General features: G+C 52.0%; 20 protein-coding genes and 2 pseudogenes. 7 read left to right on the forward strand and 15 right to left on the reverse strand.

The genetic code is table 11. The features are described from left to right. Positions 1-71: 71 nt before the first annotated feature. Entirely contained in the window at positions 72-506 is a 435-nt protein-coding gene (locus tag NSS88_RS01340; protein ID WP_033016602.1) for a GNAT family N-acetyltransferase, read from the reverse strand. 304 nt (positions 507-810) lie between these two features. Here NSS88_RS01340 and tnpA point away from each other — a divergent pair, with 304 nt between their 5' ends. Both tnpA and NSS88_RS01350 read left to right on the forward strand, forming a co-directional pair. After that, a complete protein-coding gene (gene tnpA, locus NSS88_RS01345) occupies positions 811-1,212 on the forward strand; it encodes an IS200/IS605 family transposase (RefSeq protein ID WP_044743973.1) in 402 nt (133 codons plus the stop codon). An 18-nt stretch (positions 1,213-1,230) separates the two neighbouring features. Continuing rightward, a complete protein-coding gene (locus tag NSS88_RS01350; protein ID WP_227412724.1) occupies positions 1,231-2,694 on the forward strand; it encodes a transposase in 1,464 nt (487 codons plus the stop codon). 695 nt (positions 2,695-3,389) lie between these two features. Here the strand turns inward: NSS88_RS01350 and NSS88_RS01355 are convergent. From NSS88_RS01355 to NSS88_RS01375, 5 genes are all read right to left on the reverse strand, one after another. Then, the gene (locus NSS88_RS01355; protein ID WP_049625430.1) at positions 3,390-4,910 is read right to left on the reverse strand and encodes a bifunctional ADP-dependent NAD(P)H-hydrate dehydratase/NAD(P)H-hydrate epimerase; all 1,521 of its coding nucleotides are present in this window, start codon (positions 4,908-4,910) and stop codon (positions 3,390-3,392) included. A gap of 146 nt (positions 4,911-5,056) precedes the next feature. Then, the gene (locus NSS88_RS01360) at positions 5,057-5,446 is read right to left on the reverse strand and encodes a MerR family transcriptional regulator (protein WP_025950097.1); all 390 of its coding nucleotides are present in this window, start codon (positions 5,444-5,446) and stop codon (positions 5,057-5,059) included. Positions 5,447-5,823: 377 nt separating this feature from the next. After that, positions 5,824-6,612, reverse strand: coding sequence for an ABC transporter permease (locus NSS88_RS01365; protein ID WP_033016600.1), 789 nt, complete (start codon positions 6,610-6,612; stop codon positions 5,824-5,826). Positions 6,613-6,614: 2 nt separating this feature from the next. Next, positions 6,615-7,388 (reverse strand): ABC transporter permease, encoded by a 774-nt coding sequence (locus NSS88_RS01370; protein ID WP_033016599.1) that lies wholly within the window; start codon positions 7,386-7,388, stop codon positions 6,615-6,617. Continuing rightward, on the reverse strand, positions 7,385-8,356 hold the full coding sequence (locus NSS88_RS01375) for an ABC transporter ATP-binding protein (protein ID WP_033016598.1): 972 nt from the start codon (positions 8,354-8,356) through the stop codon (positions 7,385-7,387). The genes NSS88_RS01370 and NSS88_RS01375 overlap by 4 nt, the downstream gene beginning before the upstream one ends. 158 nt (positions 8,357-8,514) lie before the next feature. Between NSS88_RS01375 and NSS88_RS01380 the strand changes: the two genes are divergently transcribed. Further along, entirely contained in the window at positions 8,515-8,943 is a 429-nt protein-coding gene (locus tag NSS88_RS01380) for a hypothetical protein (RefSeq protein ID WP_033016597.1), read from the forward strand. 376 nt (positions 8,944-9,319) lie between these two features. Here NSS88_RS01380 and NSS88_RS01385 read toward each other — a convergent pair whose 3' ends face one another. After that, positions 9,320-9,460, reverse strand: coding sequence for a hypothetical protein (locus tag NSS88_RS01385; protein ID WP_155266805.1), 141 nt, complete (start codon positions 9,458-9,460; stop codon positions 9,320-9,322). A gap of 218 nt (positions 9,461-9,678) precedes the next feature. Between NSS88_RS01385 and NSS88_RS01390 the strand changes: the two genes are divergently transcribed. From NSS88_RS01390 to NSS88_RS01400, 3 genes are read left to right on the forward strand one after another with little or no spacing between them, the layout of a single operon-like run. Further along, complete coding sequence (locus tag NSS88_RS01390) at positions 9,679-9,933, forward strand: FeoA family protein (RefSeq protein WP_049625984.1); 255 nt, start codon at positions 9,679-9,681, stop codon at positions 9,931-9,933. Further along, positions 9,926-10,660, forward strand: coding sequence for a FeoB small GTPase domain-containing protein (locus NSS88_RS01395; RefSeq protein WP_033016595.1), 735 nt, complete (start codon positions 9,926-9,928; stop codon positions 10,658-10,660). Before NSS88_RS01390 ends, NSS88_RS01395 begins: the two co-directional genes overlap by 8 nt. Further along, on the forward strand, positions 10,629-12,023 hold the full coding sequence (locus tag NSS88_RS01400) for a nucleoside recognition domain-containing protein (RefSeq protein WP_049625323.1): 1,395 nt from the start codon (positions 10,629-10,631) through the stop codon (positions 12,021-12,023). The genes NSS88_RS01395 and NSS88_RS01400 overlap by 32 nt, the downstream gene beginning before the upstream one ends. Before the next feature lie 249 nt (positions 12,024-12,272). On the opposite strand, the gene NSS88_RS01405 is transcribed toward NSS88_RS01400, so the two are convergent. The 8 genes and pseudogenes from NSS88_RS01405 to NSS88_RS01440 form a co-directional block, all read right to left on the reverse strand. Then, positions 12,273-12,899 (reverse strand): histidine phosphatase family protein, encoded by a 627-nt coding sequence (locus NSS88_RS01405; RefSeq protein ID WP_049625324.1) that lies wholly within the window; start codon positions 12,897-12,899, stop codon positions 12,273-12,275. Positions 12,900-13,075: 176 nt separating this feature from the next. Continuing rightward, positions 13,076-13,530: pseudogene (locus tag NSS88_RS01410) on the reverse strand (GNAT family N-acetyltransferase). Between the two features lie 56 nt (positions 13,531-13,586). Further along, entirely contained in the window at positions 13,587-13,886 is a 300-nt protein-coding gene (locus tag NSS88_RS01415) for a DUF5634 family protein (protein ID WP_033016592.1), read from the reverse strand. Positions 13,887-13,963: 77 nt separating this feature from the next. Beyond that, positions 13,964-15,944: pseudogene (locus NSS88_RS01420) on the reverse strand (putative bifunctional diguanylate cyclase/phosphodiesterase). Positions 15,945-16,078: 134 nt separating this feature from the next. Further along, a complete protein-coding gene (locus tag NSS88_RS01425) occupies positions 16,079-16,816 on the reverse strand; it encodes an IucA/IucC family C-terminal-domain containing protein (RefSeq protein ID WP_044743913.1) in 738 nt (245 codons plus the stop codon). Next, entirely contained in the window at positions 16,816-17,628 is an 813-nt protein-coding gene (locus NSS88_RS01430) for an ABC transporter ATP-binding protein (protein ID WP_049625985.1), read from the reverse strand. The genes NSS88_RS01425 and NSS88_RS01430 overlap by 1 nt, the downstream gene beginning before the upstream one ends. An 18-nt stretch (positions 17,629-17,646) precedes the next feature. Beyond that, a complete protein-coding gene (locus NSS88_RS01435; protein WP_049625288.1) occupies positions 17,647-18,699 on the reverse strand; it encodes a FecCD family ABC transporter permease in 1,053 nt (350 codons plus the stop codon). Then, entirely contained in the window at positions 18,696-19,697 is a 1,002-nt protein-coding gene (locus NSS88_RS01440) for a FecCD family ABC transporter permease (RefSeq protein ID WP_049625287.1), read from the reverse strand. The genes NSS88_RS01435 and NSS88_RS01440 overlap by 4 nt, the downstream gene beginning before the upstream one ends. A gap of 180 nt (positions 19,698-19,877) precedes the next feature. On the opposite strand from NSS88_RS01440, the gene NSS88_RS01445 reads away from it, so the two are divergent. Beyond that, positions 19,878-20,849 (forward strand): ABC transporter substrate-binding protein, encoded by a 972-nt coding sequence (locus NSS88_RS01445; RefSeq protein WP_049625986.1) that lies wholly within the window; start codon positions 19,878-19,880, stop codon positions 20,847-20,849. Positions 20,850-21,064: the final 215 nt, after the last annotated feature.

Consider the following 21,064-nt stretch of genomic DNA (forward strand, 5'->3'; position numbering starts at 1 on the left):
ATTATAATGAAAAGTAGGACAATTTCCCACCCCCAAAATGAAAAGCGTCTGCTGAACAGACGCCGTTGGATTCAACTCGATAAGCGTTTTGAAAACACATAACTGACTTTTGCATATTCCATTTTTTCCTCATAAAAGCGATGGGCGTCTATCCGTTGCAGGCCGGACGACAGCGAAACAATCCCGTAGCCGTGCTCCCTCGCCCACTCGTGCACATAGGACAACAACGCCTTTCCATATCCTTTCGAACGTTCGCTCGAAGCGGTAACCAAATCGCACACCCAAATAAAGCGGCCGTTATAGAGCGTGATCATCGGCATGAATCCGACAACCGCAACCATTTTGTCCTGATCATATAACGCCACAAGCTGATACCCTTCTTGTTCTTGCGCTTCTCGCACGAGCGCCGTGTAGGTTTCCTCATCCAAATGGGTGCGCAGCTCACGCATCACCGGAAAGGCGCTTCTCACTTCTTCCTCCGTTTCAAGCCAAACGAATCGCGGCACGATTCCTATCTCCCTTCTTCTATTTCTACATTCATGATATCAATATTTATCTAAAAATGGAACTGCCTCCTTTCCGCAACGTTGATCATCGTTTCGAAAGAAGACTCTCGCTTCAAACGCGTAAAGGTCGCAGCCCAGCGATCAGCGGAAGCTGAATGTCGGCTGATAAACCAATAATTACAGGATGCGTTTCGTGAAAGCCCACGACTTTAGTCGTTGGGATGAAACGAAACAAAAAATATTAGATAATTGACTCCTATCTAATATTTTGTATAATAAATATTAGATAGGAGGTGTTTATCTAATGTCTAATGATAAGTATACTCATAAAAATGGAATTGTTTATTTAAATCAATATCATGTTATATTTTGTCCAAAATATAGACGTAAAGTATTAGTTGGAGATATTGAAAAAGATTTAAAAGAGATTTTGTATGAAGTAGCGAAAGAAAATGATGTTGAAATTAAAGCGTTAGAAATTATGCCAGATCATGTTCATATGTTTATTTCTTTTGATCCACGACAGCATATCCATAAATTAATACAAGCATTTAAAGGAAAAAGTAGTCGAATACTAAGAGAAAAATATCCTTCGTTAAAAAGCAGACTACCGTCGCTATGGACACGAAGTTATTTTTGTTGCACAATTGGTCATATTTCAGAAGAAGCGGTTAAACAGTACATCGAAAACCAAAAGAACGTATAAAGGAATATAAAGGAAGTGGTGTCATTGGCGAAAACAAAAACCAAAAGCTACGTGCTGACGTTGAAACTCAAAACAGAATTATGGCAAGCGCACATATTAGAGAAACGTTTTGAAATTGGCAGAAAAATATACAACGCTTGTTTGGGCGAATTGCTGAAACGGTATAAAAAACTACAACACGATAAGCAGTATCGTCATCTAATCCAACAACCAAAATCAAAAGAAAGAAACAACTTGCTAAATGAGTTATATCGGCAGTACGGAATCAATGAATACGCTATGCACGATTTTGTTAAGCCAATGCAACACCATTTCAAGAAACACATCGACTCACACACCGCACAAAAAATCGCTACGAGAGCATGTATGGCAATGGAAAAACTAATCTTTGGCAATGCCAAAAAAGTGTCTTTTAAAAAATACAACGATATGGATTCATTAGAAGGAAAAACAAATAGCACAGGCATCCGTTTCAAAAACAAACATTTGCTTTGGAATGGTTTATCTATTCCTGTTATAATTCGCTCAAACGATATATATGCACATACGGCTCTACAAGACCGTATAAAATATTGTCGCATCGTTCGTAGACGGATTAGGGGGAAAATCAAGTATTTTCTCCAACTCACCCTTGAAGGTGTGCCGCCAAAGAAAATAAACCGTCAAACAGGAGAAGTAAAACATCCAATAGGGCAAGGCGATGTTGGCATCGACATAGGAACACAAACCATCGCTATTTGTTCAATGAATAATGTCAAGTTGTTCGTTCTTGCGCCGAGCATCGAAAACATAGAAAAGCAAAAGCGAGTTCTTCAACGAAAATTGGATCGTCAAAGACGGGCGAATAATCCACACAAATACAATGAAGATGGAACAATAAAAAAAGACAACAAGGAAAAATGGGTTTGGAGTAAAAATTATCTAAAAACTCGTCAACAACTAGCCGAGTTGCAAAGAAAGATGGCTGAAAAACGTAAACAAGATCATCAACGGCTTGCTAATTGGATCATCACATTAGGCCATCATATCCAAGTAGAAAAAATGAATTTCAGAGCACTTCAAGCAAAGGCAAAAGAAACAAAAGTCGATGCCAACGGAAAATACAAAAAGAAAAAACGATTTGGGAAAAGCATTGCGAATCGTGCGCCAAGTTTGTTTTTGAACATACTAAATCAAAAACTGCAATATGAAGGCTATTCCCTTCAATACATCGACACATTTAGCGTCAAGGCAAGTCAATACGACCATCAAAACGATGAGTACAACAAGAAAACACTTTCTCAACGATGGCATGAAGTAGACGGACACAAAGTACAACGAGATTTATACAGCGCATTTTTAATCATGAACGTGAAAAACAATCGAAAAGAAATAGATAGGAACAAATGTTTAGAGAGATGGGATCAATTTATTCGACTGCATGATGAAGAAATCAAACGACTTCGTCTTCAGCCATATGTCGTAAGTAGCATGGGAATTTAAATGATAAAAAGCGTCTTGAATCGGGCGCACAGGGCGATAAGCACCAGTAAGGTGTTTGCCCATGAAAGTCTTGTGGAAGTAGAGTCAGTATCCATGCGAAGGTATGGAAGAAGCTCTATAGTACACAAGAACCCCGTGGCTTTAGCCATCGGGAGGTTCAGAGCCGCAGGCGCAAATACGGCTTCAGCGTTGAAAATGGGATCGAGAATTCACAAATGCCGGCGGTGTAAGGGGCTATTTCATCCTATTTCGCGCAGAAGTGGGAGAGGAATGCGCGTTCCCCTTTTCTTTTGTGTATGATATAATAAAGGCGTGGAGAAAACCGTTTAATAAAGGCACTCCAATAACTGCTACTCGATGTATGGAGTTGGTTACAGGAAACGTTGTAACCGTAAAACATCGAGCGTAGATCCGTCTGTTGTGTGTGGAAGCCAAGTACTGCCAACAGACACACCGAGAGAATCGGTAACGATGCAGGCATGACCTGCGTCGTTGGGTAGTTGTCAACCTGCCCTGATGCAACCCCAAGTCAAGGAAGGAGGACGAAGTCCGCTTGTACTTCTGGGGAGTTGCAAGCCCCCACTTCAAGCGTTAGCTAAGTGGGGGTAGTTGACACAGCCCATACGCCAGCCGGTCATCGCAAACCGGCAGGAATCGTGTTCATCCCCCATTGCCCCTTTCAATGGGCCGGTTGATCACGTCAGCGAAGTGAGCACAGCCGGCAAGGCATCCACAACGTCCGACGCCAATACATCCCAGGACGAATGACCGTGTTGAACAAGCCAATCAGCAGCCTTTCCATGCACGAACACTGCATTGCTCACCGCCGGCTGCACCGCCTCGTGCTGCAGCAAAAACGCCGCCACGATGCCCGTCAACACGTCGCCGCTCCCGCCTTTCGCCAAGGCCGGATTGCCGGTCGCGTTTACATATTGCGCCCCGTCTGGCGCCGTCACAATCGTATACGGCCCTTTCAACACGACATAGACGCCATATTCCATCGCCAGCCGCTTCGACACGCCAAACCGGTCGCGTTCCACCTCGCTGACCGGGCGGCGAAGGAGGCGCGCCATTTCCCCCGGATGCGGCGTGATCACCGTCGGCGCGCTCCGTTCGCGCACCAGCTCGGCGTAGTCGTCCCAAAAAAACAAGGCATCGGCGTCGATGACAAGCGGCACCGGCTGGCGCACAAGCTCATTGACCAAGCGGCGAACCCCTTCCGTCCGGCCCATCCCTGGGCCGACCGCGATCGCATCGATCTCAAGCCCGTCCCAATCGGCCGCGCCGGCAAACGCGCCGCCCTCGGCCGGCCATAATCGACACATCGCCTCCGGCACGCGGTTGGCGACCGCCTCATACATCGCTTCCGGAACGGCGATCGTCACCAGCCCCGCCCCGCTGCGAAGCGCCGCCTTCGCGGCGAGTGTCACCGCGCCGGCCATCGCCTTGGACCCGCCGACAATGAGCAGCTTGCCGTACGTTCCTTTATGCGATGACCGTGTTCGCTTCGGCATCGTCCGCACCACATCGCTCTTTTCCCACAAAAACCGAGCAGCCGCCTTCGCCTGCACCGCCGCCGGCGGAATGCCGATATCCACGACGGTGAGCTCTCCGTAATAATCGGCCGCCGGGAACGTGTACGCCCCAAGTTTCGGGCATTGCACCGTCAGTGTCGCATCAGCGCGGACCGCCATGCCGGCTTCCCCACCGTCCGCCGGCACCCCGCTCGGCACGTCAATCGCATAAACGACCGCCGGCGAACGGTTCACTTGCTCGATGATTTCCTTATATGGCGGACGTACGTCCCCTTTGACGCCGATGCCAAGCAAGGCGTCAATGATGATGTCATAATGCGGCAAGAGCGCCGCCAACTCCCGCTCTTTTCCTTCATAAGCGATCCATGCATAACCGGACTGCTCGTACACCTCAAGCGCCGTGCGCGCCGCCCCTTTCACCTTTTCCTTTGGCGGAACGAGCCAGACATCGGTTTCATAGCCATAACTTTTCAACATGCGCGCGATGACGAACCCATCGCCGCCGTTGTTGCCCGTGCCCGCGAGCACCGCCACCTTGGCAGCGGGCGGAATCCGCTTCTTCAGCGCCCAAAACAGCGCCTGTCCGGCGTTTTCCATCAACGAGTCAGCGCTGATGCCGATCCGTTCTGCCACTTCCCGGTCAATGGCGTACATTTCCTCAGCCGTTACGATCGGAATCATATACGTTGCCCCTTTCGATTGTTCTTCCCATACATATAGGTTGACCGTTCGGTTGACTTCGGCGTAGAAAAGCTCCGTTTCCCCATCGATAATCGCCGTCTTGTCGGGAAATTTCCTCGCATTGCGGGCAAGCAGCTCTGAAATGTTCAACCATCCGATCCCTCCCATTGCCGCAATCGCTGTTCAAAATCGGAAAGCAGCGCTTCCATCTCCGCCTTCAGCTGCAGCAAATCCTCAATCCGCTCGTTCACCTCCTTCAATTTCCGCCGCCCGTATTCGACCGTTTTTTCCAGCTGTTTCTTCCCCGTTCGGTCCTCATCAAACAGCGAAATCATCTCATGAATCTCGTCAAGCGAAAAGCCGAACCGTTTGCCGCGCAAAATGAGCTTGAGCTTTGCCCGCTCCTTTTTCGTATACAGCCGCTGCCCTGACTCGGTCCGGATTGGGGAGAGCAATCCGCGTTCTTCATAATAGCGGATCGTCCGGGTGCTCACATCAAACTCGTGCGCCAAATCGGAAATGGTGAAATAGTGCATGGCCATCCCTTTTATAGAAGTAATATTATGAATTTTATTTTAATTGACGTTGACGTAAAAGTCAACGAATATGAAAGCAAAGAAACAGTCATCCTCCCCCTTCTCCGTGTCCATTCTCTCCGCCATCCAACCATCAATATGGAAAAAATGGATCTGGGAGTCGCCGGCGAAAGGAGAGCATCCCGAGCCAATGCAAGGAAAGAAACAATCAACCGAACGCTCGAGTCATAAACACTGGAACGCTTCCCCATCATTCACGGCGGAAAGAAGCGAATCGAGCAGCATGATGCTCGTCGATATACTGCCGATCACCGTCGATATCTTGGCCAAATAGCCATGACTAAAGAAAAAAAGCCCCCGTCTAGGGAGCCGTTTCCTCACCCGCCCGCCCCGGTGTAAAAGCGCAAGGCAAACCGCCAAAAGCGGCGGGAAGCCCATAAAAAGAGCATAGCCACAGCCAAAGCCGCCAGCACCGCAGCCATGCTCCATTTCCCAAGCAGCGCCAAAGCCGGCGTATTGGTGATCAACACCGCCGGCAGAACGTACGTAATCACGAAGCGCACCGCGCCGCGGTACATGCTGCCCGGGAAGCGGGCCGTATCAAAAAACGAATCGAAAATAAACGACAAATCATCAATGCGCACCACCCAAAACGACGTCGTCATGAGGATCATCCATAACGAATAAATAAGCAAGAGTGACGCGGTCATCACGACGAAAAACATCAAGACGTCCGCCGCCGACGGCACGTAGCGTTCGACATACAAGCCGTAGCCGATGACGCCAAAGCCAAGCGCCACATCGATCAACCGCCAAAAGACAAGGTGGCGGAAGCTGACGTAAAACATGCTGTCGACCGGTTTCGTCAAAATATAATCGAGCGTGCCGCGCCGGACATGCTCAAGCAAACGCGGCATGTTCGGCCGAAGCGCGAAATCGATCCATCCGCGCAGCGTATTAAAAACGCCGAGCAGCACAAGCACTTCCCCATACGTCCAGCCGCCTAACCGGTCCGTCTGATAAAAAAAGATATGGATCGTAAGCAGGGCGATGCCGAGACCAAAAAAGCTGGCGATGAAATTGCCGAAAAATTCGCTTCGATATTCCAATTCCTCAACCAAACAAGCACGGAAAAACTCGCGGAACACCCGCCCATACCGCCGCATATTCACCCACCTACCGCCTGGTTTTTTCGCATTCCTGCTTTCCAAAGCCACTGCACCCCCGCGACAAACACGGCCATCCACCCGACCGCCACCGCAAAGCCGCGCGCCAACTCTCCTCCATCCGCCGCCCCGGTGGCGATTTCAATCGGAAAACTGATCATATAGCGGAACGGCAGCCATTCGCTCCATTCGCGAAGCGCCGGCGGCAGCATTTCCAGCGGCGCGATCCGTCCTGACAAAAACAACGAAATGACGTCGATCACCCCGTACACCGCCGCCACCTTTGTGACCCAAAACGCGAGCAGCCCGCACGAGTAGCTCAACAAAAACCGAAGCGCCGCACCCAATACGACCGCCGCCAAAAACAGCACCGCTTGCCCTGCCGTCATATGCGGGCGAAGCGGCGGCCAAAACACCGCCCCCACCAGCCAAACCGGCGCTAAAATGACGGCAAACAGCCATTTGTAAACGATGTTTTCCGCAATCGCCCAATGGATCGGATGAACCGGCCTAAGCAGCAAATTCGAAAACGTCCCTTCGCGAATTTCACGGTCGAGCTCCCATACATCCCACGCGCTCGTCATCCGCTCGACAAAAATGACCGCCATAAAATAGAACAGAAACGACTCGCTCTCTTCCGGATGAATGTTCATCCAGACAAACATCGTAATGAGCGGCTGCGTGATGGCGCCCGTCATCCAGACGAACGTCGCAAGCCGATACGCAAGCATTTCGATGTATTTCATCCGCAATAGGGCGATATATTTGCGAATCATACGTGTTCCTCCCAAAACGCGCGCGCAATCACTTCCTCAAGCGGCGGGTCTTCGATGTTGATGTCGCGGACATCAAACCGTTCCAATAACCGCGCTGCTGTCTCCGCCGCCGTCTCGCGCGCCACCCTGAGCACAATCGTTCCTTCTTCGATTTCCACCACTTCGCCGTACTCGCTCCAATCGACATTCGGCAGCCGAGAAAACCGAACCTCAAGCCGCTTGTACGGCGCCAGCTTCTCCGTCAGCACCGACAGCTCCCCATCGTAAATCAATCGCCCGTAGTTAATGATCATCACCCGGTCGCAAAGCGCCGCGACATCCCCCATGTAATGCGACGTCAACAAAATCGTCGTCTCGTGCTCCCGATTGTAGTCGACGATAAAGCGGCGCACGTTTTCCTGCGTATGGACGTCCAGCCCGATCGTCGGCTCATCCAAAAACAACACGTGCGGCCGATGCAACAGCGCGGCCGCCAGCTCGCAGCGCATCCGTTGGCCAAGCGACAAGCTACGCGTCGGCTTGTCAAGAAGCGGCGCCAAGTCGAGCAGCTCCGTCAATTCCTCGAGTGTCTGGCGGAACGACCGATCGTCGATGTCATAAATCGCTTTATTGACCAAAAACGTCTCCATCGGCGGAATGTCCCAAATGAGCTGGCTTTTTTGCCCCATCACCAAGCTCATCATTTTTTTAAACTCCGGCTTTTGCTCAAACGGCACAAACCCGCCGACCGTGATCTCTCCTGACGTCGGATGCAAGAGACCGGCCAACATTTTCATCGTCGTCGTTTTCCCTGCCCCGTTTGGCCCTAAAAAGCCGACGATTTCCCCTTTCTCAATCGTAAACGAAACGTCCTTCACCGCCTCAATGACGCGATAGTCGCGCCGCCATAAATGACGCACCGCCTCAAGCCATCCCGCATCGCGGCGATGGACGCGGAACGATTTATGCAAATGGCTGACACGGATCACAGTGCCCATCCTCCAATAGTGTACTGTTGACATTCTTTTGTTATATCACATCGAGGGGGCGCGCCGCAAAGAAAAACATTTCGCCATCTTTTCTCTATCGTTCCCATCTTTCGTCATGTATAATAGAGAGAGAATCGAACGAGAAAGGAGATTGTCGAATGGGGGATATTACAAATGAAATGATTTGGCAAGCCATTAAAGAACTTGCCGAGCAGCTGCAACAAACGAACGGACAAGTGCAGCAACTGGGCCAACAGGTGCAACAAACAAACGAGCAAGTGCAACAGCTCGGTCAACAGGTGCAACAAACAAACGAACAAGTGCAGCAACTGGGCCAACAAGTCCAACACCTTAACAGCCAAGTGCAGCAGCTGAATCACCAAGTACAGCAAACTCATGAGCAAGTCGACCAGCTCGCCAAACAAGTGCAGCAAACGAATGAACAACTCAACCAATTAAGCCAGCAAGTGGCCGACATGGACAAACGGATCACCGATGTCGCCAACGGCCAAAACATTTTAGTTGAAGAGCTGTTCGAAAACAAAAAGGAGATCAGGCGGGTCAAGACGGCGCTCAATATGTACTAGACGTCAGTCCGCTCCATTTCGTTGATCTCTTCGACGTTGAACGCTTGTTCCATATCCTGTGTGAACATAGCCATCATCAAACAACATCCCCCTGCTTACGTCATACTAAAACTCCGAATCATCGTCGCCGCAAATGAAGCCCGGAAGGTTCTCCTAAACAGATCTTCCGGACTTTCTCATCATGAAAACGGACACCGTCTCGTCTCATCGCCCCAACATCTCTTTCACCGTCGTCCGCTCCTCAATCACCGATGGATTTCCAAACTAGCCTAGTCCGCTTGCTTTCTTCCATACCCCCGACTCCTCTATTTATAATTCACTAATACATAGAAAGGTTGTTATTAAGCATCGTCACTTAATAACAACCTTTCGCATTTCAGCTTGTCTGCGTCTTCGCCGCCAGCGTCTTCGCCAGCTCGAGGAAAAAGTCGAGCACCTCTGGATTGGCCATCGAGCCTGGGTTGACCGCCTTTTCGAGCGGGAAGCCAAGGAGCAGCTTGCGGATCGGAATCTCCATTTTCTTGCCGGTTAGCGTTTTTGGAATTTGTTCAGACTATTCATATGATAACATGATTTCCTACTGTTTTGAATAGTTGTTGGTTCGACAACTCTGTCAGAAAAAGATGAAACGAATTTGTTGACAACAGCGAGGCAACTGGAATATGATAAATTCAAAAGTTGGTCTAATCCAAAAAAATGTCCTTAACAAAAAATATTAATCGGAGGGAAACTTTTATGACAAAAGCAAAACACTGCTGCCTCTCCAATATGAAACCGGGCGATCGATTTCGCATCGAAAAGGTTGATGTTCCTGATCCTATTTTAAAAAGGCGGTTGCTTGATTTGGGATTTGTACCCGGCGGGGAAGTGAAGGTGGGACAAAGAAGCCCGCTTGGCGACCCGACCGCCTATCGCGTTTGTGGCACGACGATCGCATTAAGGAAAGAAGAAAGCGACTATATTTACGGGGAGAAGATCCACCATGACTGATATGACGTATACGATTGCCTTAATGGGAAATCCGAACACCGGCAAAAGCACGTTGTTCAATGTCTTAACGGGCCTGCGCCAACATACCGGCAACTGGCCCGGGAAAACGGTCACTCATGCCGAAGGAGAATGCCGCCACCGCGGCGCATTGTACCGGATCGTCGACTTGCCGGGAACGTATTCGCTCTATTCCAATTCAGCCGATGAAGAGGTGGCGCGCGATTTTCTTCTGTTTCAACGTCCTGACGTCACGGTCGTTGTCGTCGATGCGACGGCATTAGAACGCAACTTGAATCTAGCGCTTCAAGTATTGGAAATGACCGACCGCGTCATTATCGCTATCAATTTGATGGATGAAGCGAAAAAGAAAGGCATTCATATCAATACAAAAAAATTAGCCGTCAAACTCGGCGTGCCGGTCGTGCCGATCTCGGCCCGCAACCGGGAAGGAATCGATGCACTGCTTGATACAGTGGATGCCATGGCGCATGGCCGCATCAACACCACCCCGCTTTCCATCCGGTACAGCCCGGAAATCGAACGAGGCATTGCCAAACTTCTTCCACTCGTGAAAGACGTGATGGGAGACACGTATCCTGCTCGCTGGATCGCTCTTCGTCTCCTTGACGGTGATGCATCGCTGCTTCAAGCGCTGAAACAACCGCCGCAACCATTGATCAAGGAGGGGAACGCGTATGCCTGCTGCGGATCTGTCAAATCAGTTTGACCAGCTCATGAACGAAGCCAAGTCATTAGCACCGGCTGACACGCGTGAACAGATCGTGTCTGCCATTTTCCAAACGTCCGCTGCGCTTTCTCAAGAATGTGTCACGCATACAGCGGTCGCAAAACGTGATCGAACGGAACAAATTGACCGGATCGTCACGTCGAAGCGGTGGGGATTTCCCATTATGCTGGCGCTTCTCGCCGCTGTCCTGTACATGACGATCGCCGGCGCCAACGTATTTTCCGATTCGCTCGCCCGCTTGTTCGGAACGATCGAAACGTATCTCACCATGGCCTTTCAAGCGATTCACGCCCCCGACTGGTTGCACGGCCTCATTGTACTTGGCCTATACCGCGGCACGGCTTGGGTCGTCAGCGTGATGCTGCCGCCGATGGCGATTTTCTTTCCCGTATTCGCGTTGCTCGAAAATTATGGCTACTTGCCGCGTGTCGCCTTTAACATGGATCGCTTGTTTAAAAAAGCGGGGGCGCATGGCAAACAATCACTGACGATGGCCATGGGCTTCGGCTGCAACGCGGCGGCCATCATGTCGACGCGCATTATCGAATCACCGCGCGAACGAATGCTGGCCATTTTGACCAACAACTTCGTCCCCTGCAATGGACGTTGGCCAACGCTGATCCTGCTTTCCTCCTTATTTATGGCAGCCGGCTATACAGGCGGATGGAACACGTTCGTGACAGCAGGTGTGGTCGTCGCCATGGTGTTGTTTGGCATCGTCGTCACGTTGACCGTTTCATGGGTCTTATCCAAGACGGCCTTGCGCGGCATTCCGACCCATTACACGCTGGAGCTGCCGCCGTACCGACGCCCGAAAATCATGGAGACGATCATCCGGACCACCCTCGACAAATCGCTCTATGTGCTGAAACGGGCGGTAACGGTTGCGGCGCCGGCCGGCATTCTGACATGGGTGCTCGGCAACGTTCACGTGGGAGATACGACCGTGCTGGCGTATTTAGCCGACTGGCTTGACCCATTTGCCAAAGCATTGGGATTGGATGGCTACATTTTGATGGCGTTCATTTTAGGCTTGCCAGCCAATGAAATTGTCGTGCCGATTTTGCTGATGGGCTATTTATCCGCGGGGGCGCTCATCGAAGCCGATGGTCTGCATTCTCTTAAACAACTTTTGCTCGACCACAGCTGGACGTGGCTCACCGCCCTTAATATGATGCTGTTTTCCCTGCTTCACTACCCATGCGGCACGACGCTCGTCAACATTTACAAAGAAACGAAAAGCGCAAAATGGACGTTCGTCGCCTTTGCCTTGCCGACAGCGATTGCCATTGCGGTCACCTTTACGACCGCACAGCTAGCGAGATGGCTCGGGCTCGTATAAACGGCGCAGCCCCGCTTCCCGATCGAGGAAAACGGGGCTGTTTTTTTGGATAACTAGACTTGATAAGAAAAAGCAGTTCTTCACCAAACGTTGTACTGGAAGGCGCCCACTCATAGCTTTCATCCATTTCTTGAATCATGAATGAGGATGCATGATGGCGCAAGAAACCGATCCGCTTGGCCAAGCGCATATTATGGCGATGAACCGAAGAAACAGCGCCGCCTCCAATTCTCCATCCTTCTTCCCTATCTATACTTCCTTGACTTCTTCTAGATGGGAAACATCGCCTTCCACAACCAGGCGAAACACGTCCGCATTCACCTCCACAATCGTCACGCTCGTGCCGTACATATACGGCGGCGCCCACAGCTGGTCAAGCGGCGCGCCCTTGAACGCCGCCATAAGCGTTTTCAGCACAACGCCGTGAGTGACGATTAACACCGTTTCTCCCTCGTGCCGCTCGATGATGCGCCGCACCGCTTCAAGCGCCCGCTGCTGCACGTCGCAAAACCGCTCGCCTCGCCTTGGAGCGTACAGATGGGGCGCGTTCCAAAAATGATCGAACCCAGTCGGATCCATTTGCCGAATCTCGTCATGCGTCTTGCCTTCCCAATCGCCAAGTTGAATCTCTCGCAGCCGCTCGTCTTGATAGATCGGAATGAGCCGCCCGCCGCGGACGAGCTCGGCCGTTTCCAGCGCCCGGCCGCTTGTGCTTGTGTAAATCGCGGCCAATTCCACCGCTTCAAGCCGCTTTCCAAGCCGCATGGCGTCTTGCCGCCCTTTTTCCGTGAGCGGCGAGTCTTGCCATCCTTGCATCCGCTTTTCGACGTTCCACTTCGTTTCCCCATGTCTGGTCAAATACAAGGTTGTCCCCATGTGTTCCTTTGCTTCTCCTCTCTATTCATCTATCGATCATTCAACCGCCCGCTCAGGCAAACGAAACGCAACAGATCCGCTTTTCATCTCTGCTTGAGCGCCTTTCGGCAGCACTGCCATTGGATCTGTATGGCCAAGATCGGCATTATGCACAACTGAAAACTCACACCCGCTTGTCATCCGCTTCGTTTCACGAGTTTCAGTAACTCGATTTTTTCTGGTGTTTCGATGCGCTCGATGGCGCGAAACCCATGGCGTTCGTAAAAGCAAATGGCCGGCGCGTTGCCGCTTCCGGTCGTCACGACGATCTCGCTGATCGACGGTTCTTGCTTGATGACAAAGTCAAGCAACGTGCTGGCGATCCCTTGGCGGAAAAAATCCGGGTCGACCATCAGCCGGCAAAGGTGAAGCGTCGGGCCGCTTCGCTCATAGGCGATCGCCCCAACGAGCCATTCACCTTGAAAATAGCCAAAAAAGCGATCGCTGCATCGTTGCAGAGAAGCGATCGCATCGTGAAGCGGCGGAAGCGCTGTGCTGCCGATGAGCTGCGCCTCGATCGCATACGCCGCCGCTGCAGGCGTAGCACCATAGCGGCCATTTTTTCATCTGCTATGCGGAGTTCCGCAATCATGCTCCTCTCTCCCCTTCCGTCAGCCAAAAAAGCGGCCGAGCTGGGCCGCCTGCTTGTTAATGGATGATTTCTTTCATCGCCTCTTGCAGCGAATGAAAGCCTTTTTTCTCCCGACCGTCTTTTCGAACGGTCCATTCCTGCTTCTCAAGCGCCAGTTCACCGCGTTCGTTTTTGACAAACGGCATGTGAATGGTGATCATCTCGTCATCTTTGTTGATCGTATAACCGATATAATAGCGATTGCCTTCACCATGCTCTTCAAAAATGCCGACTTGGTCGAGGCCATACGCTTCCATCATCGGCTCAAGCGTGTCGATAAACTCGTCGATCACGACGCTTCTTGGCACAAATTCCATCTTCGTTTCCTCCTCTTTGCCCATGCTCAATGTTAGTGTGCGGCAAAACGAGGAAAAGAATGAACGGAAAAGATCGGCTACGCCGGCGGTTCGCCGCAAGCGTTGCGGTTGTGTTCTTCTAGCCATTGTTGCAGCTTTTCCGCTTCAAGCGAACGGCTGAAATAAAATCCTTGCGCGTAGTCGCAATCCATTTGCGACAGAAGCGCCACTTGCGACTCCGTCTCGACTCCCTCCGCCAACACTTCAATATCCAAACTTTTGGCTAAATGAATGATCGTATCGACAATCGTCGCATCTTTCGAATTTTCCGCAATGCCTTGAATAAAACTGCGATCAATTTTCAACAGCGACACCGGCAAATTGCGGATATACGCGAGCGAAGAGAAACCGGTGCCAAAGTCATCGATCGCCGCCTGTACACCAAGTCGCTGCAGTTCGGTTAAAATGTGTCTTCCTGTCTCAATGTTTTCCATCAGCCCGCTTTCTGTCACTTCTAAAATGAGCCGATCAGGCGCTAGCCCCGTCTCGCGCAAAATGCGCTTCACATGCTCGACAAGTTCGGGGCGGTTGAGCAAAAACGGCGATAAATTGACCGCTAACTTCAGTCTGGGAAATTTTCTTTCCCATTCTTTCACTTGGCGGCACGCCCGTTCCAACACCCATAGCGTTAATTTCAAAAATAAAGCCGCTCTCTTCAGCCAGCGGGATGAAATCAAGCGGCGGAATGTCGCCAAGCGCCGGGTGGCGCCAGCGCAACAGCGCCTCAACGCCCATTGCCCGGCCTTTGGCAAGCCTCACTTTCGGCTGATAGCATAAATAAAACTGCCCGCGCATAACGGCAAACGGCAAATCTTGCTCGATCACCGCCTGCCGATGCTCGGTCGGGCGGTAAAAGGCATAGCCGTTCCGCCCCCGCTCTTTCACTTCGTACAACGCTTGATCAGCGTATTTCATCACTTGCTCGATCCGATCGCTGTCTTTCGGGAAAAAAGCGATGCCGATCGATAAAGTCGATTGGATGAGCTGTTTGTCGTAATAAAACGGCTCGTGAAACGAACTGACAAGCCGCTCGGCCAAGGCGGTCATCTCTGTTTTCGTGATGTTTGGCAACAAGAGAACAAACTCATCGCCGCCGATGCGGGCAAAAAAGTCGCCGGGACGCAACGCCCGCTCGACGCGCTTGACCGCCTCGCGCAAAAAGTAATCGCCGGCTTGATGGGAAAAATGATCGTTGATCCATTTGAATTTGTCAAAATCCAAATAGCAAAGGGCAAACGGCGTCTGACTCGCGATCAGCTCATGAATATGCCGCTCGAAATAGCTGCGGTTGGCGATGCCGGTAAGCGAATCGAAGTAGGAAAGCTGACAGAGCTTCTCTTCATACCGTTTCCGCTCGCTGATGTTTTTCACGGTTACAATGACGCAATCCAATGCCCCTGCCTCGTCGAGAATCGCCTTCCCTTGCGCTTCGACCCAAATCCATTCGCCCTGCTCCCCTTGTTTGCGAAACTCTGCAGCTTGCGTTTCATATGTATCGTACAGCTCAGCCAGTTTTTGCGCCACCGCCGGCGCATCATCCGGATGGACAAACGCCAGCACATCTTTGTACGTTATCGGATGGCGCTCATCCGTTTTGTGTTTCCACGACGGCGGAATGTACGCCAACTCACCGTGGCGGGAAAAAATCAATACATAATCGCTCGAATGTTCGACGATCAGCTGCAAGCGCCTTTCCGCTTCGGCCAGCCGCTCCTGCAGCCCGCTCTCTTCCGCTTGACGGCGCAGGACGCATAAGACGGCGGCCGTCTGTCCGTTTTCACCGATGATCGGCGACACCCCCGCAACCAATAAGCCGCCAAGCAACTCCCAGCGAAAGGCAGCCGGGCGCTGTTTCACCCGTTCAACCAACGCCCGTCCTTCGACGGACAGCGTCCTCTGTACTTCTTCACTCAGCGCCAAGCCGGCAAAAGCCGGATTGTTGTAAATGATCACGCCTTGCAAATTCAAGATGACCACTGCTTCTGTGAAGTGATGGAAAAAGGCCGTATATTTGTCCATGCAATTGCTACCTCGCCGTTTCACCAAAATAAGCGATGTCCACACTTCCATTTTCACGAAAATCACGGCAAAAATCAACAAATTTCGCAAACATTTTGTCAAAAATATGGAACTGCCCACCGGCGGCCTTCCGGTCACCCGGTTTGCCGCTGGCGGGCTTTGAGTGGGCACGTTTGGCAGCATGTCCCCCCGTTGGTTTGCACGTATAGGCAGCACGTTGTCCGCTGCATGCCGCTCGCGCCTTTCCAAAAGCGACGGAGCGGATTGTCTTTTTGGCCAAACAGGCGGCCGTCTGCGTCATAAACAAGGAAATAAAAATCATCGCGCAGCCGGTCGGCGACCGGAGCAAGCGACTCATCCTCAAGCCAACGTTCATATACCCAGTACACATAAATCGCGACATTTTCCCATAAGATGAGCGGCGATACACGCGTCAGGCGCCGCAACCGGACGATGAGCGGAGCGAACAAGCCGGCGAACACGTCGCGAACGGCCTGCTCGCGCCAACCGCTGCGCTCAATGCCGCACATCTCCGCTTCCGGCGGCGCAAGGCGAAAGCGCGGCATCCACATTTCCCCTTCGCCGTCCGTATCAAGCCAAATTCGCTCAGGATCGAGCACAAGCCGCTTGTTCCACACCGACATGGCGTATAAGGCCATCGGCGCCAAAAAGCTTAGGCGCTTGACGAGCATCGAAGCGGCAACCGCGTCGTTTGCCGCCCCCATCTCGGCGCGGACGTGCGCCACATACTTCGCGAGCTGCCCGTCATCATTCAGCAGCCGGGCCAACAACATCGATGACGAGACATCAGCAGCTTCGCTCGAAAAACGGTACGTTTCCAACGCTTTCACTTCTTCTTCACTTAACCTCATCACGATACGCCTTCTTTCTGTAGAATGCGCCGCCCTTTGCCGTACGGAATGCAAAGCGGAGTGCCAAAGAGCGGATCGTACGTAATTTGACAGTCCATTTGGAACACATCTTTCACGAGCTGGTGGGAAATGACATCCTCCGGCTTCCCTTCGGCGTACACCGTTTTGTTGCGAATGGCGACGAGATGATGGGCGTAACGGCACGCTAAATTCAAATCGTGAAGCACCATGACGATCGTCCGCTGTTCTGTTGCATTGAGTTCGAACAATAAATCCAAAATATCAATTTGATGCGCCAAATCTAAGTAAGTGGTCGGCTCGTCAAGCAAGATGATGTCCGTTTCTTGCGCCAGCGTCATGGCAATCCATGCGCGCTGGCGCTGGCCGCCGGACAGCGAATCAACCGGCCGCTCGGCAAGCTCTGTCAGTCCTGTTGCTGACAAAGCGCGCGCAACGGCGCGCTCATCTTCGTCGCTCCATTGCTTGAGCCACGTTTGATATGGGTAACGCCCTTGCTTGACGAGCTGAAGGACCGTCAATCCTTCCGGAGCCACAGGCGACTGCGGCAAAATGGCCAAACGGCGGGCGATTTCCTTGGTCGGCTGCTTGGCAATCTCTTTTCCATCAAGCAAGACAGCGCCGCCTGCCGGCTTCAACAGACGAGCCAAGGCGCGCAGCAACGTCGACTTGCCGCAGCCGTTCGCGCCGATGAACACCGTGATTTTCCCTTTTGGAATCGTCAAGTTCAACCGATCGATAATGAGCGCATCCCCGTACGACAATGTCAATTCTTTCGCCTGCAGCGCGTGCATGTTTGCCCCCTCCTTCATTTATGGTTTCCGGGTTCGGTACAACAAATAAATAAAATATGGCGCACCAAGTGCGGCCGTAAATACGCCGGCCGGGATTTCCGTCGGCGCCAAAAGCATCCGCCCGGCGAGATCCGCCCCCATGACGAGCACGCCGCCTAACAGCGCTGCCGTCGGAAGCAGCGCACCAAACGCCGAACCAACAAGCCGGCGTGCCATATGCGGCGCCATCAGCCCGACAAAGCCGATGCCACCGGCGAAAGCGACCGCGCCGCCGGTGAGCGCGGTGCTAAGCAAAACAAGTCCTAGCCGTTGCCGTTCGACCGCGCCGCCAAGCCCAATCGCCAGCTCATCGCCCAGCTCCTGCACATTGACATGCCGCGCGGCCAATATCGCCACAAGGAGCAGTCCGATGACCCATGGCGCCATGAGCGAAACGTGCTGCCAAGAAGCTCCATACACACTGCCCGTAATCCACACGTTTGCCTGGCTCGCCCGATAGATGGGTCCTGTGATCATCAACAGTGTCGTCAACGCCTGCATGAGCGCAGAAACGCCGATGCCGACAAGCACGAGCCGAAGCGGGGCGAGGCCGTTTTTCCACGCCAGCATATATACGAGCCAAGCAGCGGTCGCTGCGCCGAGAAAGGCGGCAAGCGGCAGCCAGTGGATGCTGACGGTCAAAGAGTTGTTTTCATCGCTAAATAGCGCCAAAAAGCCAACGACCGCGGCCGCCGCTCCGCCGGTGATGCCGAGCACATCCGGCGAAGCGAGCGGATTGCGCACCATTCCTTGCAAAATGGCACCCGCGGCAGCCAGCGCCATTCCGGCCAACCAAGCGACAAGCACACGCGGCAGGCGGAACGTCACAATCACCGTCTGATGAATTTCCTCTCCGTATCCGAACAGCGCGGCAGCGGCCTCAAGCGGGGACATGCGCATTTCGCCGCTGCCAATGCTGATCAGGAAAAGTAAGACGGCCGCTGCTATGAGCGCGGCGAGCACCGCAACAGCTTTTTTGTCATAGAAAAACGAGATGTGTTTTCCCATTCGGACCGTGATGTATTTTTTCATTTTGCGGCGATCCCCCTGCGGGCAATGTAGATGAAAAATGGAACGCCGAGCAAGGCGGTGACGATGCCGACCGGCACTTCGCGCGGCATCAGAACGTAGCGCGCCCCAATATCGGCCATAAGAAGCAAAATCCCGCCAAGCAAGGCGCAGTATGGAAGCAGCCAGCGGTGGTCGACGCCGGCCAGCGCCCGCGCCATATGCGGCACCATGATGCCGATAAAGCCGATCGGACCGGCAACAGCGACCGAACCGCCGGCGAGCAGGACAACTAAGAGAGCGGCGGCCGCTTTAATGAAGGTTGTCCGCTGCCCGAGCCCTTTCGCTACATCGTCTCCCATCATTAAGATGTTGACATGGCGCGCCAGCAACATGGCCCCAAGCCAAGCGGCAGCCAAATACGGAAAGACGGCTGCCAACAGCTCGAGCTTCCGGCCGGCGACCGACCCGGCCAGCCAAAAGAGCACTTCTTCAAGCGCTTTTTCATTCATCGCCAGCATCCCTTGCGTCAGCGAGGCAAATAAAGCCGCGACCGCCGTGCCGGCGAGCGTCATTTTGAGCGGGGTCAGCCCGTCCTTCCCCGCGGCGCTGATCACAAACACGATCAACGCCGCCATCGCCGCCCCCATAAATGCGACCCAAGACAACATTTGCAATGAAGAAATGGAAAAAAAGGTGACCGTCACAACAATCAAAAAACCGGCCCCGGCGTTAATGCCGAAAATGCCTGGCGAAGCGAGCGGGTTTCGCGTCAGCGCTTGCATGAGCGCTCCGGCCATCGCTAGGCTTGCGCCAACGGCAGCCGCAATCAACGCTCGCGGCAGCCGAACCGTCGCCGCGACTAAATGGGCATTCGATCCGTTATTGTCGATGAGAGCCGCCACCGCCTGCCGCCAACTCGTATCGGTATATCCGCAAACGATGCTCATCCACATGGCGGCAAGCAGCACAATCAGCAAACCGATAAGGCCAACCATTTTTTGACGGTTTGTCACCAGCATCTCTGAGATCTCCCTTGCTTCATTCTCTATATCTCTATCGTCAAGTATATTTGATAATGACTCTCATCGTCAATGTTTTTTTCGCATTTTCTTATGATATAGTTGACAACGATTCTCAATTTTATTTATTATAATCAACGTAAATGAAATTCATTATCAAACTTCAAGGGGGATTGGCTAGTGAAATCACGACATCTCACCCTTTTTTCCGCCTTCATTCTTTCTCTCCTGCTTCTCGCGGGCTGCGGCGGAAAACAGGAAGAAACAGCCAAACCAGCGGAAAACAATGGGGCGAAAGCGGAAGTGAGCTACACGGTCGAACACGCCATGGGCACGACCGAAATCAAAGGAACACCCAAACGGGTCGTCATTTTGACGAACGAAGGAACAGAAGCGTTGCTGGCGCTAGGCATAAAGCCGGTCGGCGCCGTCAAATCGTGGACGGGCGATCCGTGGTACGACCATATTAAAGATAAAATGGAAGGCGTCAAAGAGCTCGGTTTGGAGTCAGAGCCGAACGTGGAAGCGATCGCCGCCTTGAAACCGGATTTGATCATCGGCAACAAAATGCGCCATGAAAAAATTTACGAACAACTGAAACAAATCGCCCCGACCGTGTTCTCAGAAACGCTGCGCGGCAAATGGAAAGACAACTTTATGCTGTATGCGAAAGCTGTGAACCAAGAGGAAAAAGGGAAACAAATCATTGCTGAATATGACAAGCGCATTGAAGACTTAAAAGCGAAACTCGGCGACAAGTTAAACATGAAAGTCTCGATCGTCCGCTTTGAGGCCGGCGACGTGCGCATTTACCATAAAGACTCGTTCTCCGGCGTCATTTTGGATCAACTTGGCTTCGCCCGCCCGGAATCGCAAAACGTAAACGACTTTGCGGAAACCGGCGTGACGAAAGAACGCATTCCAGCAATGGATGGCGACATCCTGTTCTACTTTACATATGAGACGGGGGACGGCAAAGCGAGCGAACTTGAAAAAGAATGGATCAACGACCCGCTATTTCAAAACTTAAACGTCGCGAAACAAGGCAAGGTGTACAAAGTGAGCAACACGATTTGGAACACGGCTGGCGGAGTACTTGCGGCCCACTTGATGTTGGATGATATTGAAAAATATTTTCTGCAAGGCCAGTAATGCAGTGAAAGGCGATGCAAAGCCTCTTCTTCCTTTGCATCGTCTTCTTTTTTCTTATGAAAACGCACTGCCTTGATCAGCCATTTTTATGCTGGAATGGTGAGCGCAACGCGCCTAGCTACAAGATGATTGCCGCCCAAGACAAAGTATGATACATTCAAACTGTCAATAACCGAGCCAGGAAACGACCAAAAAGAAAGGAAGAAGAAATTTGA

The sequence above is a fragment of the Geobacillus sp. FSL W8-1251 genome, assembly GCF_038005945.1.
In the GTDB taxonomy this organism is placed as follows: Bacteria; Bacillota; Bacilli; order Bacillales; family Anoxybacillaceae; genus Geobacillus; species Geobacillus stearothermophilus.

What these genes read in the sequence shown, in the direction of transcription:
- NSS88_RS01425 (WP_044743913.1), bottom strand. Translation starts at nt 16,816, where the DNA reads ATGAGGTTAAGTGAAGAAGAAGTGAAAGCGTTGGAAACGTACCGTTTT.
- NSS88_RS01370 (WP_033016599.1), bottom strand. Translation starts at nt 7,388, where the DNA reads ATGATTCGCAAATATATCGCCCTATTGCGGATGAAATACATCGAAATG.
- NSS88_RS01435 (WP_049625288.1), bottom strand. Translation starts at nt 18,699, where the DNA reads ATGAAAAAATACATCACGGTCCGAATGGGAAAACACATCTCGTTTTTC.
- tnpA (WP_044743973.1), top strand. Translation starts at nt 811, where the DNA reads ATGTCTAATGATAAGTATACTCATAAAAATGGAATTGTTTATTTAAAT.
- NSS88_RS01405 (WP_049625324.1), bottom strand. Translation starts at nt 12,899, where the DNA reads ATGGGGACAACCTTGTATTTGACCAGACATGGGGAAACGAAGTGGAAC.
- NSS88_RS01365 (WP_033016600.1), bottom strand. Translation starts at nt 6,612, where the DNA reads ATGCGGCGGTATGGGCGGGTGTTCCGCGAGTTTTTCCGTGCTTGTTTG.
- NSS88_RS01430 (WP_049625985.1), bottom strand. Translation starts at nt 17,628, where the DNA reads ATGCACGCGCTGCAGGCGAAAGAATTGACATTGTCGTACGGGGATGCG.
- NSS88_RS01400 (WP_049625323.1), top strand. Translation starts at nt 10,629, where the DNA reads ATGCCTGCTGCGGATCTGTCAAATCAGTTTGACCAGCTCATGAACGAA.
- NSS88_RS01415 (WP_033016592.1), bottom strand. Translation starts at nt 13,886, where the DNA reads ATGGAATTTGTGCCAAGAAGCGTCGTGATCGACGAGTTTATCGACACG.
- NSS88_RS01360 (WP_025950097.1), bottom strand. Translation starts at nt 5,446, where the DNA reads ATGCACTATTTCACCATTTCCGATTTGGCGCACGAGTTTGATGTGAGC.
- NSS88_RS01390 (WP_049625984.1), top strand. Translation starts at nt 9,679, where the DNA reads ATGACAAAAGCAAAACACTGCTGCCTCTCCAATATGAAACCGGGCGAT.
- NSS88_RS01355 (WP_049625430.1), bottom strand. Translation starts at nt 4,910, where the DNA reads ATGATTCCGATCGTAACGGCTGAGGAAATGTACGCCATTGACCGGGAA.
- NSS88_RS01385 (WP_155266805.1), bottom strand. Translation starts at nt 9,460, where the DNA reads ATGGAGATTCCGATCCGCAAGCTGCTCCTTGGCTTCCCGCTCGAAAAG.
- NSS88_RS01380 (WP_033016597.1), top strand. Translation starts at nt 8,515, where the DNA reads ATGGGGGATATTACAAATGAAATGATTTGGCAAGCCATTAAAGAACTT.
- NSS88_RS01440 (WP_049625287.1), bottom strand. Translation starts at nt 19,697, where the DNA reads ATGCTGGTGACAAACCGTCAAAAAATGGTTGGCCTTATCGGTTTGCTG.
- NSS88_RS01395 (WP_033016595.1), top strand. Translation starts at nt 9,926, where the DNA reads ATGACTGATATGACGTATACGATTGCCTTAATGGGAAATCCGAACACC.